The 17,432-nt window shown below is 68.7% G+C and carries 15 protein-coding genes and 1 pseudogene; 5 read left to right on the top strand and 11 right to left on the bottom strand.

Annotated elements, in window-relative coordinates; translation table 11 throughout:
• Both MMB92_RS33310 and MMB92_RS33305 read right to left on the bottom strand, forming a co-directional pair.
• On the bottom strand, positions 1–1,775 hold a 1,775-nt coding region (locus tag MMB92_RS33310; protein ID WP_277563216.1), incomplete at its 3' end, for an amidohydrolase.
• 144 nt (positions 1,776–1,919) lie between these two features.
• Positions 1,920–4,841, bottom strand: coding sequence for a winged helix-turn-helix domain-containing protein (locus MMB92_RS33305; protein WP_277563215.1), 2,922 nt, complete (start codon positions 4,839–4,841; stop codon positions 1,920–1,922).
• 398 nt (positions 4,842–5,239) lie between these two features.
• Here MMB92_RS33305 and MMB92_RS33300 point away from each other — a divergent pair, with 398 nt between their 5' ends.
• A complete protein-coding gene (locus tag MMB92_RS33300) occupies positions 5,240–6,160 on the top strand; it encodes an AraC family transcriptional regulator (protein WP_006485986.1) in 921 nt (306 codons plus the stop codon).
• A gap of 24 nt (positions 6,161–6,184) precedes the next feature.
• Here the strand turns inward: MMB92_RS33300 and MMB92_RS33295 are convergent, their stop codons facing one another.
• Positions 6,185–7,219, bottom strand: coding sequence for an MBL fold metallo-hydrolase (locus MMB92_RS33295; protein ID WP_060266421.1), 1,035 nt, complete (start codon positions 7,217–7,219; stop codon positions 6,185–6,187).
• Between the two features lie 217 nt (positions 7,220–7,436).
• On the opposite strand from MMB92_RS33295, the gene MMB92_RS33290 reads away from it, so the two are divergent.
• Positions 7,437–8,342: a LysR family transcriptional regulator gene (locus tag MMB92_RS33290; RefSeq protein WP_006485988.1), complete on the top strand. Its 906-nt coding sequence runs from the start codon at positions 7,437–7,439 to the stop codon at positions 8,340–8,342.
• Between the two features lie 27 nt (positions 8,343–8,369).
• On the opposite strand, the gene MMB92_RS33285 is transcribed toward MMB92_RS33290, so the two are convergent.
• From MMB92_RS33285 to MMB92_RS33260, 6 genes are all read right to left on the bottom strand, one after another.
• The gene (locus MMB92_RS33285) at positions 8,370–9,827 is read right to left on the bottom strand and encodes an alginate export family protein (protein ID WP_062886080.1); all 1,458 of its coding nucleotides are present in this window, start codon (positions 9,825–9,827) and stop codon (positions 8,370–8,372) included.
• Between the two features lie 14 nt (positions 9,828–9,841).
• Complete coding sequence (locus MMB92_RS33280) at positions 9,842–10,795, bottom strand: hypothetical protein (protein ID WP_062885711.1); 954 nt, start codon at positions 10,793–10,795, stop codon at positions 9,842–9,844.
• A gap of 166 nt (positions 10,796–10,961) precedes the next feature.
• Positions 10,962–11,207 (bottom strand): DoxX family membrane protein, encoded by a 246-nt coding sequence (locus MMB92_RS33275; protein ID WP_048986070.1) that lies wholly within the window; start codon positions 11,205–11,207, stop codon positions 10,962–10,964.
• Positions 11,208–11,249: 42 nt separating this feature from the next.
• Entirely contained in the window at positions 11,250–13,139 is a 1,890-nt protein-coding gene (locus MMB92_RS33270; protein WP_277563214.1) for an amidohydrolase, read from the bottom strand.
• 19 nt (positions 13,140–13,158) lie between these two features.
• On the bottom strand, positions 13,159–13,326 hold the full coding sequence (locus tag MMB92_RS33265; RefSeq protein WP_006484386.1) for a DUF1427 family protein: 168 nt from the start codon (positions 13,324–13,326) through the stop codon (positions 13,159–13,161).
• Between the two features lie 168 nt (positions 13,327–13,494).
• The gene (locus MMB92_RS33260; protein WP_006498490.1) at positions 13,495–14,181 is read right to left on the bottom strand and encodes a hydrolase; all 687 of its coding nucleotides are present in this window, start codon (positions 14,179–14,181) and stop codon (positions 13,495–13,497) included.
• A 306-nt stretch (positions 14,182–14,487) separates the two neighbouring features.
• On the opposite strand from MMB92_RS33260, the gene MMB92_RS33255 reads away from it, so the two are divergent.
• On the top strand, positions 14,488–14,766 hold the full coding sequence (locus MMB92_RS33255) for a XapX domain-containing protein (RefSeq protein ID WP_060211395.1): 279 nt from the start codon (positions 14,488–14,490) through the stop codon (positions 14,764–14,766).
• A gap of 158 nt (positions 14,767–14,924) precedes the next feature.
• Positions 14,925–15,580 (top strand): annotated as a pseudogene (locus tag MMB92_RS33250) (LysR family transcriptional regulator).
• Here MMB92_RS33250 and MMB92_RS33245 read toward each other — a convergent pair.
• Positions 15,534–16,271, bottom strand: a complete 738-nt coding sequence (locus MMB92_RS33245; protein ID WP_006484378.1) for a YoaK family protein — start codon at positions 16,269–16,271, stop codon at positions 15,534–15,536. The pseudogene MMB92_RS33250 and the gene MMB92_RS33245 overlap by 47 nt on opposite strands.
• Positions 16,253–16,489, bottom strand: a complete 237-nt coding sequence (locus MMB92_RS33240) for a DUF1427 family protein (RefSeq protein ID WP_034203710.1) — start codon at positions 16,487–16,489, stop codon at positions 16,253–16,255. Before MMB92_RS33240 ends, MMB92_RS33245 begins: the two co-directional genes overlap by 19 nt.
• A 303-nt stretch (positions 16,490–16,792) precedes the next feature.
• Between MMB92_RS33240 and MMB92_RS33235 the strand changes: the two genes are divergently transcribed.
• Positions 16,793–17,432 (top strand): alpha/beta fold hydrolase (locus MMB92_RS33235; protein ID WP_277563213.1); only part of this gene is annotated, 640 nt, incomplete at its 3' end.

Genomic DNA, 17,432 nt, shown 5'->3' with positions numbered 1-17,432 from the left:
GCCACGCACGCGTCGCCCGCCGCCGAGGCACGCGAACGGTCGCGCCCGTCGGCGCCCGCCGCGTCGGCGGCGCCGCCTGCGGCGACCGGCGACCACGCGGGGCTGACGGGCGGCGGCGGCGGCGCAAGCGGCGAGAATTCCTGTTCCGCGTGCACGACCTTGCCATCGACGACCGTCAGCACCGACGACAGCGTCGGGATGCGCCGCGCATCGATCGAGAAGTAATCGTCGCTCAGCACCGCGAAATCGGCGTACCGGCCGGGCACCAGCGCGCCCTTGCGGTGCTCGTCCGCGGAAAACCACGCGCTGCCGACCGTGTAGCGGCGCAGCGCCTCCATCCGACCGAGCCGGTTGCGCGCCGGATACAGCGCAGTGCCGCCCACGCTGCGTCCCGACACCATCCAGTACAGCGCGACGAACGGGTTGTAGCTCGCCGCGCCCATCGCGCCGGACCCCGCACCGACCGGCAGCCCGGCCGCGAGCATCGCGCGGAGCGGCGGCGCGCGCGTGGCCGCCGCCGCACCATGGCGCGCGATGAAGGCTTCGCCCTGGAACGCCATGCGCGGCTGCACGGTGATGCCGCCGCCCAGCGCCGCGACCCGCGCGATATTGGCATCCGAAATCGTCTCGCAGCGGTCGAAGCACCAGCGCAGCCCGTCGAACGGCGTGTCGCGGTCCACCGCTTCGAACACGTCGAGAAAGCGGCCGATCGATTCGTCGTAGGTCGCCTGTAGCCGGAACGGCCAGCGATGCTGCACGAGCAGCCGGACGATGGCCGCCAGTTCGACCTCGACGGACGCGGGCAGCTCGACGCGCGGTTCGAGGAAATTCCCGAGATCGACCGCCGAGAACAGCAATCGCTCGCCCGCGCCGCTCGCGCGCAGGAATGCGTCACCGTCGCCGGGCGCGGTCAGCGCGATCCATTTCGCGAAATCGTCGAGCTCCCGGCCGGCATGCCGAGCGCCCAGCGCATAGGCAATGCGGGTCGTCAATTCGCCGCGCCGCGCGAGCGTCTCGACCGCCGCATAGTCGTCCGGATACGCGAGGCCGTCGCCGCCGGCGTCGATCGCGCTCGTCACGCCGACGCGGTTCAGCGCGTGCATGAACTGCCGCGTCGAGTTGACCCGGTCGGCCGCATCGAGCCTCGGCGCGCGGGCGAGCACCGCGCCCAGCACCGCCGGGTCCGGACGCGCGAGCAGCAGCCCGGTCGGTCGCCCATGGCGATCGCGCCGCAGTTCGCCGCCGGGCGGATCGGGCGTGTCGCGCCCGTAGCCGAGCGCGCGCAGCGCGGCTGCATTCAGCCACGCACTGTCGGCCAGATGCTGGACGAATACCGGCGTGTCGGGCGCGATCGCGTTGAGCTCGGCCGTCGTCGGGCCGCGCTTTTCTGCGAACTGCAGCGCGCTCCAGCCGCCCGCCACGCGCGCCCATTGCGGCGCGGGCGTGCGTCGTACCTGCCGGCCCAGCAGCTCGAGCGCATCGGCCAGCGACGGCACGCCGTCCCAGCGCACCTCGAGGTTGAAGTTCATGCCGCCGCGGATCGCCTGCAGGTGCGCGTCGATCAGGCCCGGAATCACGGTACGACCGTTCAGATCGATACAGGCGGTGTCGTCGTGCGCATGGCGCAGCACGTCGCGATCGTCGCCGGTCGCGACGATGGTCCCGTCCTTCACGGCGAGCGCGCGGACGAACGAGCGCCGTTCGTCCTGGGTCGCGATCTTTCCGTTGAACACGACGAGGTCCGCCGAACGCGCGGGTTCCGTCGCTCTAAGCACCGTCGGGCCTCCCGTGCGCACCCGCGTGCGACGCGGCGCGGGCCGCCCTGCCGCTCGTCGAACGCGGGAAAGCGGCCGCACCGCACGCATCGGCATGCATGCTGCTATCGCGCGGCCGCGCGGCCGTACCGGGTTCGCGCATCGTCATGCCGCCTGCTGCGCCGCGTCGGCGGTATCGCGTCGCGCGCGCGTCAGGCACGGCGCGAGCGGCGCACCCTGACGGACGAAGCTCTGCACGCGCAGCAAACGGCGCACGTCGTGGGCGCGCGAATGCGGATCGAAGTGCCGCGCGACGCCGGCGACCAGCGCCGACGCCTGCGCGGTATGCCCGCGCTCGATCAGGTGATCGGCGAGATCGAGCGAGCTGCGCAGCGCCCACATCGCGGCGCCCTGCGCGTTCGCGGTCTGGATCGCCATCTGCAGATGGCGATGCCCGTCGGCCTCGTACGCCACCGCGAGATCCGCGCCGACGATGCGCGCCTGTTCGAGCATCGCGACACCTCTCACGCGCAGCAGTTCGGGGACGAACAGGTGCTCGCCGTGCGCGCGGCAGCGTGCGAGCGTCGCATCGAGCCGGGTGCACGCTTCATCGGCGCGGCCGGTCCGCACAAGGCCCTCCGCGTATGCGACGGTCAACGGTGCGAGCACGCGCCGGAAGCTGCTCGCCTCGACGCGCAGCAGCGCGGGCTCGAGCCGGGCGAGGCCCGCGCCGGGATGGCCGGCCTGGATGTCGAACTGGCCCGTCAGGCATTCCGCGTGACTGCGCCAGATGTCGAAACCGTGTGCGTCGGCGGTCGCGCGCAGCGTCGCGAGATAGTCGGAGGTGATGTCGTGATCGCCGTAGCGCAGCGCGATCGGCACGGCGGCCGCGCCGAGCACGATGCACAGCGGGAGGGGCGACGGGTCGCGGCGCGCATGCTCGACCGCTTGCGCGGCGACGCGCATCGCGTGTTCCGGCTCGCCCTGCATCCAGAGCAGACGGATCAGCATCGTGCGCCCCAGCGTCGCCATGTCGACGCCCAGCGCGGCCTGCGCGCACGGCGGTTCGCCCGCGTCGGCCAGCTCGGCCGTCGCCGCTTCCAGCCGCTCGCGCGCCTGCGCATGCTCGCCGAAGTAATGCAGCGACGTCGCGACCATCGTGTTGGCCAGCAACCGCTGCGACCGGTCGCCGCGCCGCTCGGCCGCCCGCTCGAAGCGCGTCGCGTAGCGCAGCGATTCGTGAATGTCCGACAGCGTCAGCATCGTGTTCCACAGCCCGACCAGCGCGCGCGCGTCGAACGCATCGTCGCCGATGTGCGTGGCAAGACCGAGCGTACGGTCCCACATCGCGGCGGCGGCGAGTGCGTCGCCGTCGGTATGCAGCAGCGCCGACGCGCAGGCCGCCCGCAGCCGCATCTCGCGCGCGACGTCGACCGGGCCCGTGGCGTCCGTGTCCAGCCCGTCGAGTACCTGGCGCGCCCGCGCCGTGCACGCGCGCATCCGCGACGGCTCCAGCAACGCCCGCGCCAGCCGGTCGGGCTCGGGCACGCCCGCGGCTTCGGCGGCGTCCACCGGTTCGTCCACGGCCGGCGCGGGCGCATCGGCGGGCTGCACGTCGGCGAGCATCACGGGCGCCGCGGGACGCGCATGGGCCCGTTCCCGCTCGTACTCCGCATGGCGCGCGACGATGCGCTCGAACTCGCCCTCGTTGTGCAGTTTTTCCAGCGCGTACGCGCGCGTCGATTCGGTCAGCCGGTAGCGCGCATACGCGCCGTCGAATTCGACGGTCACCAACGATTTCGCCACCAGCTCGCCGAGCACCGCGATCATGTCCGCGGCCGAGGTGCCGGGCTCGGTCGCGACCGCGCGCGCGGCATCGAACGAAAACGGCCCGATGAAGCATCCCATCCGGCGAAACAGCGCGCGCGCGGCCCGGTCGAGCAGCACATAGCTCCAGTCGAACGTCGCGCGCAGCGTCTGATGACGCGGCAGCGCCGAGCGCAGCCCGCCCGTCAGCAGATTCAGCCGGTCGTCGAGGCGCGACGCGACGACCGCGAGCCCGAGCGTCGCCACGCGCGCCGCCGCCAGTTCGATCGCGAGCGGCAGCCCGTCGAGGCGCCGGCAGATGTCGCCGATCAGCCGCACGCCGGCTTCGTCGACCGCGCAATCCGGCGCGGCCGCGCGCACGCGTTCCAGGAACAGCTCGACGGCCGAACAACGGACGATTTCCGCCGCGGAGGCATTGCCGTCCGGCACCGCGAGCGGGCTCATGCGCAGCACCGCTTCGGCCGAGATGTGCAGCGGCTCGCGGCTCGTCACGAGCACGCGCAGCGAGCCGGCGCTCGACGTCAGCGTTTCGACGAGGCTCGCCACCAGATCGACGATGTGCTCCGCGTTGTCGAGTACCAACAGGCAGCGCGACGTCGCGAACGCGTCGCCGATGCGGTCGATGGCGGGCACGCCGGACGTATCGAGGCCGAGTTCGGCGGCGAGCGCGATCAGCATGTCGTCGCGCGTCGACGCGCGCGCCAGTTCCACGAACAGCACGCGCTCGTGCGCGCGGCTGCGCACGCCGTGCGCGACGCGCATCGCAAGACTCGTCTTGCCGATGCCGCCCGCGCCGACGAGCGTGATAACCGGCGTGCGTTCGAGCATGTCGACGATCTGCGCGATTTCGGCGTCGCGCCCGACCAGCGGCGCGAGCAGCGACGACGCGCAGGCATCCGGCAGCGGCGCGACGGCCGGCGGTACGGCGACGGCCGGCGCTTCGGCCGCGGGCACGAGATCCGGGCCGGGCGACGCGCTCGCAACCAGCAGGTAGCCGCGTCCGGGCACCGTCTTGATCAGATCGCGGCTCGCGCCGAGCGCCTTGCGCAGCGTGGCCACATGCACCTGAAGCCGGTTTTCCTCGACGATCAGGCCCGGCCAGACCGCATCCATGATGTCGTCTTTCGACACGACCGAACCGCTCGCGCGGTGCAGGACTTCGAGAATGTCGAGCGCGCGCGCGCCGATGCGCAGCGACGCGCCGTGACGGCGAATGTCGCGTTGCTCGAAGTCCACCGACAAAGTTCCGATCTGGATCATGGCCGCCTCCGGGTTCCTCGGGATGGCTGGCGAATGAACGCGGCAGTTCACCCGTCAGGAAGTCCGCGTCCGGCGCACCCTTGCACCGGACGAAAATGTCGAATTCCGGACCGAGTGTAGACGGGCATGCCGTGAAAATCTTGAAGGAAAATGCGCTGCCCGAGCATCTCGCACGGACGCGATCGCCACGATCACTTGCGTGTAAAAGTAGGGCGCTATACTCTGCCGGGCCGCGCGCGCAGGCCTTGCGCCGGGGTACGCACTCACCGCGCACACGTATTGAAAGCAATCTGTCAGGATGACGAGCGGACGTTTATGCAAATTCATTTTGAACGTTCGCGTGCGCATCTAAACTGGACTCGTCATTTCACGCTCCGAGTCCCTCGCTGGGGAATTCCATGTCAGACACCGTCATCGCCGCGCCGGTGGCAACGCCTTCGCGGCGGCCGAAAGACACGCTCGGCTGCGTGTCGAGCCTGCTGGCGAAGGATGTCGAGACGACATCCGGCGGCTTGAAGCTCCACCGCAAATGCATGCGCGAAGCGCACGTCGAACGCATCGAGATGCCCGCGTGCGACCGCGGCTTCCTGGTCGGCGTGTCGCTGAACGGCGGCCACCGCCGCACGCTCTACGGGCGTGCCGGCGCGAGCGAGCGCCGGTTCCAGCACCACTCGATCTACATTCGCGATTTTTCCCGTCATTTCCACGCCGACCTGTACGGCAACTTCGACTTCGTGCTGGTCGAGCTGCCGCATGCGTATCTGGCGCGCATCGGCCCCGAGCACGGCGGCAGCCCGGTCGACGGCCTCACGTGCCGCGTCGATGCGCGCGACCCGGTGCTCGGGCATCTCGCGCACGCGGTGGCCGACAGCCTCGACACACCCGGCCCGCTGAACGCGCTGTTCATCGAACAGGTCGGGCTCGCGATGGGCGCGCATCTCGTGCGCCGCTACGGCAACGCGCGCACGCGCGAACTCGAGCACAAGGGCGTGCTGTCTCCCGCGAAGGTCGCGCTCGCCAAGGAACTGTTGATGGAAAAGGCGGACCTCGGCGTGTCGATCGAGGAAGTGGCGAACGAATGCGACCTGTCGCGCGGGTATTTCATCCGCGCGTTCTCGCGCACCACCGGCCGCACGCCGCACCAGTGGCTGCTCGAACAGCGCGTGATGCGCGCTCGCGAGCTGATCGAGACGTCCGACATGACGCTGGCCGACATCGCGGTCGCGTGCGGCTTCGCCGATCAGAGCCATCTGAACCGCCTGTTCGCGCGGATCGTCGGTCATCCGCCCGGCGCGTGGCGGCGCGCACGGTCGCGCTGACCGGCATGGGCGCACGCCGGGCCGTCACCGCACCGGCGTCGCGTCGTAGTTGACCGGCACCCAGTCGTACTGCGCACCGTCGCGGCGCAAATGCCCGAGCCCGGGAAACGCGATATGCGCGGCACCGACGAGATAGCGTCGAGCCGCGACGCGCTTCAGCGTGTCGCGCCGCGTGCGGCGGGCCGTGCCGGCATCGCTGTCGTACTGGACCGTCGCGTCGACGTCGCGCAACTGGATCGCCGCCACGTGCACGATGTCGCCCCACGCGAGCAGGCCCGCGTTGCCGCTCTCGATCAGATAGGCCGTATGGCCCGGCGTATGGCCGGGCATCGGCACCGCGCGAATGCCGGGCGCGAGCGTCGCGTCGCCGCGAAACGTCTTGAAGCGGCCGGCCGCGACGTAAGGCGCGACCGCCGCGGCGGCCGCATCGAAGAACGACGCGAGGAACGCCGGCGCGTGCGCCTTGTTGGCCGGATCGAGCCAGTACGCGGCCTCGACCGCGTTCACCCGCACGACGGCATTCGGAAACGTCATCGCGCCATTCGACGCAATGCCGCCGACATGGTCCTTGTGCAGGTGCGTGAGCAGCACTTCGTCGATCTGCGCGGGCGCGTAGCCGGCCGCGCGCAGGTCGTCGAGCAGCTTGCCGCAGCAGTCGCCGTACAGCGTGCCGGCGCCCGCATCGACGAGAATCCGCTTCGATCCGGTATCGACCAGGAACGCGTTGATCGACCCTTGCACGGGCGGCTCCAGGAAGGCGCGATCGAGATCGCGCCGGATCTCGTCCTTCGAGATGTCGCGGAACACCGTGTCGACCGGAAACGGATGAGTGCCGTCGGACAGCGCGATCACCGTGAAGTCGCCGATCTTCTGCCGATAGAAGCCGGGGGGCTGCCGGCCCGCGGCGGGCACGGGAGCGTCGGGCGGCACACCGGACGCCGCGTCGGACGGCACGCCGGCTTGCGCAAATGCCGCAGGCGCCAACAGGCCCGCGCACCCGGCCACGATCAGCAAACGCGCCGCCTGCGCGACGCACGCGTGCCGGAACAGGGTCTTCATGTGTTCTCCGTGACGAACCGTACGCGCGCCCGGCCACGAATGGAACGGCCCGCGCGACACGCGATGTCGCGCAGCTTATCGGGCGCCATGGCGAAAATCCTGAGCGCTGCCTGAATTGTCCTGAAGACGCAGCGCACGGACGGGGCTGCCGCGCGACCCGGCGCTAGAATGCGATCCGCATGCAACGCGACGTTGCACCCCGCCCAAGGACGACCCCATGGACAAATTCTCCGCGCTGCGCGCCTTCGTCGAAGTCGCGGAAGCCGGCGGCTTCTCGAGCGCAGGGCGCCGGCTCGATCTCGCCGCTTCGTCGGTCGTGCGCGCGGTGGACGCGCTCGAAGCGTCGCTCGGCACCGTGCTGCTGAACCGCACGACGCGGCAGGTCACGCTGTCCGATGCGGGCGCCGTCTACTATGCGCGAGCGAAACGCGTGCTCGGCGAACTCGCCGATGCCGACGCGCTGGTGGCCGACCGCGGCGACGCGCCGTCCGGCCCGCTGCGCGTGTCGGTCCCGGTCGCCTACGGGCTGCGCCGCCTCGCGCCGCACGTCGCCGCGTTCGTCGCCCGCCATCCGAAGCTCGACCTCGACCTGCAACTCACCGACGAACGCGTCGATCTCGTATCCGCGCGAATCGACGTCGCGATCCGGCTCGGCGACGCGGCGCCAACCGCGGAAGTCGTCGCGCGCCCGCTCGGCACGTTCCGGCGCTACGTGGTCGCGAGCCGCGCCTACCTCGACGCGCACGGCACGCCCGCGACGCCGGCCGAACTGGTCGATCACGCGTGCCTGCGCTTTCATTTCGGCGTCGACCAGCAGACGTGGACGTTCGTGGGTGCGCCACGCACGACGCAGGTCGTCGTCACCGGGCGGCTGAAATCGAACCACAGCGAAGTGCTGCGCGAGGCCGCGCTCGACGGCGCCGGCATCGCGCTGCTGCCCGACTGGCTGGTCGATACGGACCTCGAAGCCGGCCGCCTGCAACGGCTGTTCGATCAATACGACGTGACGCCGGGCTCGGCGCGCGCGGTGATCACCGCGCTGTACCTGCCGAACCAGCGCGGCTCGAAGCGCGTGACCGCGTTCATCGATTTCGTCGAATCGCTCGCTCGCGCGCAGCCCTGAGACGGGCGACACGAGCGATGCCATGCGTCACCAGCCGAACTTCGCTTCCATCCCGACGTAGTCGGCGTTGCGCGCGCCGAGTGCGCGAATCGACGAGCCGAGCTGGAAGTGCACGGCCTCCAGCGCGAGCGCGACGTTCGCGTTCACGAGCCAGTCGACGCGCGCCTGCGCGTACATCCCCGTCCATGCGCCGCCCTTGCCCGCCGTGCCCGGCACCGCCGACATCCCCTGCCCGTAGATCGCGTCGGCCGTCGTCTGCCGCCACTGGAAGCCGACGGCGGTGAGCACCGTCACCGAGCTGGCCGGCTTGAAGGTCAGCGACGGTTTCACGTGGATCAGGTTGCTGTACCCGGTATAGCCGGCGAGCGTGAAGTAATAGCCGTTCGGAAACATCGGGTTGAACGTGCCGACGCGCCGGTCGCCCGGATGCGCGTCGCCCGATGCACCGTCGACCTGGATGCCGATGCGCGGCGTGCCGGCCGTCTTCGCGAACGTGTAGCCGCCCAGCGCGCCGAACGCCCACGCGCCGACCGTGTCCTGCCCGACGTGGCCCGTCTGCAGCATCGCCTCGACGTCCCAGTCGAGCCCGTCGGCCTTGCCCGCGTAACGCATGTCGAACACGTCGCGCCGTTCGGTGCCGGACGCATCCGGATAGCGCGCGTTGTCGCGCGTATAGCGCGACCAGTACGCGGACAGATCGCCGGGCCCCGTGCCGGTGCGCTCGACGCGCACGCCGTCGAATCGCAGGTGGCGGTTCGACACGTCGTCGAACGCGGCCGCATTGCGATACTGCACCGGGCGCGTCACGTAGCCGATCAGGCGCCATTTGCCGATTTCGTAATCGGTCCACAGTCCGTCGTACGCCTGCCGCACGTTCGGGCCGTCGCGCACCGACACGAAGCGCTGCAAGTCGAACGCCATCTCCTGCCGGCCGATCCGCGTCTTGAACGTGCCCGGCCCCAGTTGATCGACGTACGCGACGAACGCCTGCTCGAGGTCGAGCTGATCCTTGTCGACCGGGCCGACCGTGTCCTTGCCGAACGGCCGCGCATCGACGAACTGCACGAACGCCTGGAAGTGCCCGCGATAGCGCAGGTCCGCGTGCACGTTCGCGCGCTGGATCACGTAATTGTCGTCGTGCGCGGCGCCGAGGCCGAACAGCGGCGCGTTGTTCAGTTCGAAGCGCTCGCGCAGGTTCGCGCCGAGCGACAGGTAGGTCGACGGATCGTCGCCGAGCCGTATGTATTTCAGCGCGTCGAACGGCTTGCGCGGCACGCACGGATTCGCGAACACCGACCAGTCCTCCTGCCAGCGGTTGAACAGCACCGTCGGGCGTTTCGCGGTGCACGACGCCGCGGCGGCAGCCGGCGACGCGGCCGCGCCGCCCGCCGCCTCGGCATCGGCGCCGACGGCCGAACCCGCATGCAACGCGGCGCCGCCCGCCAGCACGACGCACGGCAGCGCGCCGCGCCACGATCGCTTCATCGGCCGGCGCACCGTCATTTCGACCGCGCGTGGATTTCGGCGACATAGCCGCCCGGGAACTGCACGAGCGCCGCGTCGCGGCCGTCCGATTTGAACGGCGGCACCAGCACCGTCACGCCCGCGGCTTCGGCCTGCTTCAGCGTCGCGGCGAGATCGGCCACTTCGTAGCCCGTCATTTCACGCCCGAACGGGTACGGCAGGTGACCGTCGGTCGCGAGCACGGTCATCTTGCCGAAGCCCGATTCGATGCGAATGCGGCGGTACGTATCGTTCGGCCGGCCGATCTCGATGCCCGGCGCATGGCGCACGTCCGACACGATCTTGCCGTGCGAGAACGCGGCGAAGTTGCGTGCGAGCTTGCTCGCGCTTTCCGGCGACACGTACACGCGATTCTCCGGCACCGTCTGCAGCGCGTCGTAGTTCGGCGCCTGCGTATGCCAGTACAGCTGCATGTTCACGCCGCCCGGCCAGCGAACGATCGCGTCGCGTCCGATCGGGTCGGGAAACGTCGATACGACGATGTCCGCGCCATGCGCGCGCGCCGACTTCACCGCGACGTCCATGTCGGTGACGAGATAGCCGGTGCGTTCCTCGCAGAACGGGTACGGGATCGGCGTCTTGAAGCCGAACACCGAGATCGTGCCGACCGGCGTCAGCACCAGCTGCGACATCGTCTGGCTCGGCGTCGGCGTGACCTGGAACACGCCCTGCTTCGACTTCTTGCCGCCGAAGGTCGCGACGAAGCTGTCGGTGAAGCGGTCGAAGTCTTCGGGGGCGACGCACACGTGCGTCGTGTCGTACTGCGGGCCGACCGCAACGGCTGGCGGCCGCGCCGCGGCGGCCGGCGATGCGATGTCGTCGAGGTGGGTTTCGTCGGCGAGCGTCGGCGCGCCGGCCAGCAGCGCGACGAGCACGGCCGACGATGCGGCGGTCATGCGCAGCATGTCGCGCAGGTTCAATGAATTCATCGGTTTTCTCCTTGATGGTGACGCGCGCGGCACGGCGCCGCGCGCGGATTCGGATTCAGCGGAATACAGGCCACTCGTCCGGGCGGCCCGGACGACAGGCGAGAAACACGCGCACCGCGCGCGGGAGACGGCGCAGACTCGTCGTTTCGACACGGTCGTCGCAACGTCACCGAATGGCGGGAACGCTGCCAGCCCGGTCTCGCCTATCGTTGAGCACGGTGACGAGGACGAGCCCGCCGATCTCGACCACGATCGCCATCGCCGCCCATACGGACCCGGGGTGCAGGCCGAAGTGCGCCTGCTCCGCGGCGGCCGCATCGAAACCCAGCAGCGTGTACACGCCCGCGATCAAATACGCGGACACCAGCATGAGACGCGAGACCGGCAGCACCCATGGCTGCGACAGCAGCACGCGGACCCACGCCGAGTTCCGTAGACGAGGCGCGTCGTCATCTCATACCGCCCAGCACGAACAGCCGAACGCACCCCAGAAGCCCTTCGCGTCGGACGTCGGCAACGCGTTTGCCCATGCGTTCGCGTGCGCATGCTGGTGAACGTTGCATTCGTTCGCGCAGCCGCACATCGCGGCGGCGGCCGCGCGTTGCAACGGTGCGCCGTTGCGCTGCGTCGCGCCCCAGCCGCCATAGCCCCCGAACTCGCGAACGGGCGACCAGTCCGGCATCGCCGGCGGGATCGGCGCGTCGTGCGACGCGAACGGCCCCGCGCCCCATACGATCTTCCCGTCGACCACCGTCAGCAACGCGGTCGTGCCGGCGATATCGTCCTCCGCGCACGCGAAGAAATCGCGGTCCGGGACGATCAAGTCGGCGAACTGCCCCACCGCGATGCGTCCTTTCTTGCCCTCCTCGTTCGAGAACCACGTCACGTACTCGGTCCACATCCGCAGCGCGGTTTCGCGATCGAGCAGGTTGCGCTGCGGATACATCCTCAGGCCGCCGACCGTCTTGCCCGTCACGAGCCACGCGAGCGACACCCACGGGTTGTACGACGCGACGCGTGTCGCGTCCGTGCCGGCCGACACCTTGAGCCCCTTGGCGAGCATCTTCGCGACAGGCGGCGTCGCCTCCGCGGCTTGCGCGCCGTAGCGCTCGACGAAGTATTCGCCCTGGTACGCCATCCGGTGCTGCACCGCGATACCGCCGCCGAGCGCGGCGATCCGGTCCATCGATTGCTCGGTGATCGTTTCCGCGTGATCGAAGAACCAGTTCAGCCCTTCGAGCGGGATGTCTTCGTTGACCTTCTCGAACACGTCGAGCGCGCGGCTGATCGTTTCGTCATAGGTCGCATGCATGCGCCACGGCCAACGGTTTTCCGCCAGCACGCGCACGACACCTTCGAGGTCATCCTCCATCTGCGCAGGCAGATCCGGCCGCGCCACGCGGAAGTCTTCGAAGTCGGCCGCGGAAAACGCCAGCATCTCGCCCGCGCCGTTGTGACGGAAATAGTCGGTGCCGTCGTGATACGTGACGCTCCTGGTCCAGTTCACGAAGTCTTCCTTCTCGGCATTCGGCTTCTGCGTGAACAGGTTGTACGCGATCCGCACCGTCATCTCGCCCGTGTCGTGCAGCTTGCGGATCACTTCGTAATCGTCGGGATAATTCTGCGAACCGCCGCCCGCGTCGATCACGCCCGTCACGCCCAGCCGGTTCAGCTCGCGCATGAAGTGGCGCGTCGAGTTGTACTGATACTCGAACGGCAGCTTCGGGCCTTTCGCGAGTGTCGCGTAGAGGATCGTCGCGTTCGGGTTCGCGAGCAGCAGGCCGGTGGGGTTGCCTGCGGCATCGCGCAGGATCGTGCCGCCCGGCGGCTCCGGCGTGTCCTTCGTGTAGCCGACCACCCGCAGCGCCGCCGCATTCAGCAACGCGCGATCGTACAAATGCAGGATGAACACAGGCGTATCGGGCGCGACTGCATTGAGTTCGGCGATCGTCGGCAGCCGTTTCTCGACGAACTGATGTTCGGTGAAGCCGCCGACCACGCGCACCCACTGCGGCGCCGGCGTGATCGCGACCTGCTGCTTGAGCATCTCCATCGCGATCGCGAGCGACGGCACGCCGTCCCAGCGCAGTTCCATGTTGTAGTTCAGTCCGCCACGAATCACGTGGCAGTGGTTGTCGATCAGACCCGGCAGCACGCCGCGGCCGCCGAGATCGACGACCTTTGTCGCGCGGCCCGCGAGCGGCATCACGTCCGCTTCGCTGCCGACGGCAACGAAGCGTCCGGCGACAATCGCGACCGCCGTCGCGACGGGGTTCGTGCGATCGAGCGTCGTGAATCGTCCGTTATGCAGGATCAGATCCGGTTGGGTCACGGTTGCGGTCATATGCATCATCTCTTGTTGATCAGAAGCCAAAGAGTTGTTTCACGGGGGGTAAGGCTTGTACGCCGATCAGCATGCCGAGCAGCCCGACCAGCGCAATCAGCGGCGGTGCGGGAGAGCGAACCTTGATGGCGCTGTAAATCACACCGATCAGCACACCCGCGCCAAGGGAAACCAGATAAGGTTCCATGCAATAAATCTCCCGGACAATTTCAAATGCAGGGGCTGTATTTCGACCCGCATGCCGCGGGCGGCATTCGTGTTTCGGTCACGTCCGCCGCCCGCGGCAATGGAGCCCATGCGACGCGTTCACATCGAACCCGCCGCACCGGCATCAGCGGTCGCCGGTCGTCCGCGCTTACTTCGCCGGAACGGCCGGAATCGACTCGTGCGGCGTCGCGGTGCGTTGCGGCGCCTTGTGGAGCATCGTGTACGCATAGTCCACACCCATCCCGTATGCGCCCGAATGCTCCTTCGCGATCGCCATCACCGCGTCATACGTCTCGCGGTGCGCCCAGTCGCGCTGCCACTCGAGCAGGACCTGCTGCCACGTGACCGGCACCACGCCGGCCTGCACCATGCGCTGCATCGCGAAATCGTGCGCGGCCTGCGTCGTGCCGCCCGATGCGTCGGCGACCATGTAGATTTCGTAGTCGCCTTCGAGCATCGCGCAGAGCGCGAACGTCGTATTGCAGACTTCGGTCCACAGACCCGACACGACCACCTTCTTGCGGCCGTTCGCGGCCAGCGCGTCGCGCACCTTCTGGTCGTCCCACGAGTTCATCGACGTGCGTTCGAGCGTCTTCTGGTTCGGGAACACGTCGAGCAGCTCGGGATAGGTGTGGCCCGAGAAGCTCTCGCTTTCGACCGTCGTGATCGTGGTGGGGATGTTGAAGACCTTCGCGGCCTTCGCGAGCCCGACGACGTTGTTCTTCAGCGTCTGACGATCGATCGACTGCACGCCGAACGCCATCTGCGGCTGCTGGTCGATGAAGATCAGCTGGCTGTTGTGCGGAGTAAGTACTTCAAGCTTCGGATTGCTCATGGTGGTGATGTCCTTTGACGCGGAGAAAAATGAGGCTTGCCCGGCCGACGCATCCGCGAGGCATCCAATGCGCCATGTCGGAAGCGTCGGCAGTCGGCCTGCGTCATTCAATACGCGAAATTTCGACCGCACCAGTTAATTGTTCTGATTCTCACCGCGCTCTGAATTCAGACTGAAAAGATCTGAATTTCATTGAATCGGCTAACGATGAACACGCAGACCTGATAGGCTGGCCCAAGACTTTCGGATCGACGCCAGACCGGTATTTATCCATATTTTTAACGGCCGTCATTCCGTCCTATATCTATGAAACCGTATATTGCTTCGCTTCTCGCCGGCATCCTCGCCGGCGTCGTCTACGCGCTGATCGGCGTGCAATCGCCGGCGCCGCCCGCCGTTGCCCTGGCTGGCCTGCTCGGCATTCTGGTCGGCGAACAGATTCTTCCCGTGGTGCGACGGATGTTCGATGGCATCCGCCTGGGAACCGCATGGCGCGACGCGAAGTGCAGCCAGCACATGTTCGGCGCGCTGCCCGGCGCGCACGCCGATGCTTCCGCGAAGCACCGCGAATCGACACCGACGTGACAGGCAGACGTCGAGCGAATGCGGCGGCGGCCCGGCCGTCGGCACACATGCGTGCGTGCCTCGGTACATCGGACGACGAACCATTGTGAACAACATTGGGTTCGGCGTTGCTCGACGGCGCGACACCGCCTGATACCCTTGTCGTAGCGAAACTCGTCATGAAGCTGCCTTTCGAAGCACTCGATGCACTGGACGCGATCGACCGCACCGGTACGTTTGCTGACGCCGCAGTTGGTGCACCGCGTGCCGTCCGCACCGACATATCTCGTACAAAAGCGCGAGCGCGATCTCGACGTCGCGTTGCTCGATCGCAGCGGGCGTCGGGCGAAGCTCACGCGCGCGGGCCGCGTCGTCGTCGAGGAAGGCCGTCGTCTGCTTCATGCCGCCGAGCAGCTTGAACGGAAGGCGCAGCGCGCGCAGCAAGGTCGGGAAACCGAAGTTCGCGTCTGCATCGCCGCGATACTGCCATTCGACATGATGTGGTCATACGCCCACGCGTTCTACATGCGAAGGACTCGCGGTGGGTACGCTCCCGGACTGCATCGCGGCACCCGTGATCGCGCAAGGCAGGCTTGTCGCGCGGAAAGTCACCGGCATGCGCGGCACGACCCATTACTATATCGCGTGGCGCGCCGACGAAGCCGGGCGCGCGTTACGCTGGTGGGTCGAACAGCTCGGTCACCCGGACCTCGTCGACCGGTTCACCACTGCTGCGCTTTCTGTAGCCGCCCGCCGCGTGCGCGACGAACGCCGTGCGGAACCGGCGCTCAGCGCGACGCGGAGGGTTCGCCGGTCCGGCCGGCGCGCCAGGTAAGGAAACAAAGCAGCGCGAGCGGCAGCGCCAGTGCCCAGAACGCGGCGTACAGGTAGGCGCTCGCCCCGGCGCCCGCGCCGAGCGCGAAACCGGCGACCGGCGGCAACGTGCGTCGCAGCCGCGCGCGTGCGGCTTCCCGTTCGGCCGGCGCGGCGATCGGCACGAGCCAGTCGAATGCATCGATGACCGCCTGCGTGACGTTGCCGGTCATAACGGTGTTCGCGACGACGGTGCGCGCGGTCAGCCGGCCGTGCGCGTTCTGCACGCCCATTGCCGCCGCACCCAGCAGCCCGCAGACGATCGTCGCGGGCGCATCAGCGCTGCCGATCGGCGACGCCGCGACGCCCGCGAGCATGAATCCGGCCAGCAGGATCGTCTGCAGTGCGTACAGCGAGCGCGCCCGCACGCCATGCCCCCGCACGCGCATCCGGTGATCGAGCACGCGGGCGGCCACGATGCCCGCGATGAATGCCGGAAACGCGAGCCACTTGATCACGAGGCCCTGGCCGACCCCGGCGAGGCCCGAGCCGATCAGGATGAAGTTGCCGGTGACGTGCGCGGTAAAGAGCCCGAACAGCGCGACGAAGCCGAGCGTGTCGACGTAGCCGGCGATCGAGGCGAGAAACACGTCCTCGCCGCGCACGCGATCGGGGGCCGCCGCGCCCGCTGCCGTTACTTGCGCGGGCTGCATGTCGTGGCTTCCGCGGTTTTGTCGATGGGGTCCGCATCGCGAGCCTGCGCGGCGAGCGCACGCAGCGGCGCCGGCACGAGCGGGATCGCATGCTCGCGGACGACGATGCCGAACAGGCGCGCCAGCGCGATCAGCGGCGGCGCGGGCGACTGCACGCGCACGAGGGGGTGCAGGAGGCCGATTGCGACGCCGGCTCCCGGTGAGATCAGGTAAGACATGGTCCGTTCCGGTTGTGCCGCCGGCCGGGCCGGCCGAAGGGCTTCGGCCTCGTGCGGCGGCTCTAGAACAAGACTACGGAAGGCGGCCCTGAAAGTCACGGCGGCGAACTGAATCGTTCTGAACGCGCGGTGCGGCGCGGTGACGCATGCGCGCGACGACCGCAGACGAGCCAGCCGCCACGCCGCCGCCTCACACCGGGATTCAGAACGATTCAGCCACGACGTTCGTCGCGTGGCCTATGCTCGGGCAGCATCGGACGCGACCGTATCGCGCACCGTCCGCATCGAACCGGGATTCTCACCATGACGACCGACACGCTCGCACTCACCCATCACACCGTTACGGCGAACGGCATCCGCCAGCACGTCATCGATGCCGGCGCGGGGCCCGTCGTCGTGCTGCTGCACGGCTTCCCCGAAACCAGTTTTGCATGGCGCTTCCAGATTCCGGTGCTCGCGCGGCACTATCGCGTGATCGTGCCCGACCTGCGCGGCTACGGCGAAACCGACAAACCCGCGGCCGGCTACGACAAGCGCAACATGGCGCGCGATCTCGCCGCGCTGCTCGACGCGCTCGGCATCGAGCGCATCGCGCTCGTCGGGCACGATCGCGGCGCACGCGTCGCGACGCGTTTCGCGAAGGACTTCCCCGAACGCGTCGAGCGGCTCGTCGTGATGGACAACGTGCCGACGCGCATCGTCGCGCAGAACATGACCGCGCAAACGGCGCGCGCGTACTGGTTCTTCCTGTTCCACCAGGTGCCCGACCTGCCGGAGGCGCTGATCGCCGGCAAGGAAGCCGAATGGCTCAGCTACTTTTTGGTTCATCGCAGGAAACCGTGGAGGGTTTTCGAGCGATTGCATAATCTGACACCTGATTTTGAGGATGTCGGAGGAAGAATTGCTCGATCGCAAGGCACTTCAGGCACTGGGCTGCTGGACC

Source organism: Burkholderia sp. IO2 (assembly GCF_029522185.1).
GTDB classification, from domain to species: domain Bacteria; phylum Pseudomonadota; class Gammaproteobacteria; order Burkholderiales; family Burkholderiaceae; genus Burkholderia; species Burkholderia cenocepacia.
The sequence above is the reverse complement of the archived record's forward strand: the minus strand, read 5'-3'. Positions and strand labels throughout refer to the sequence as shown.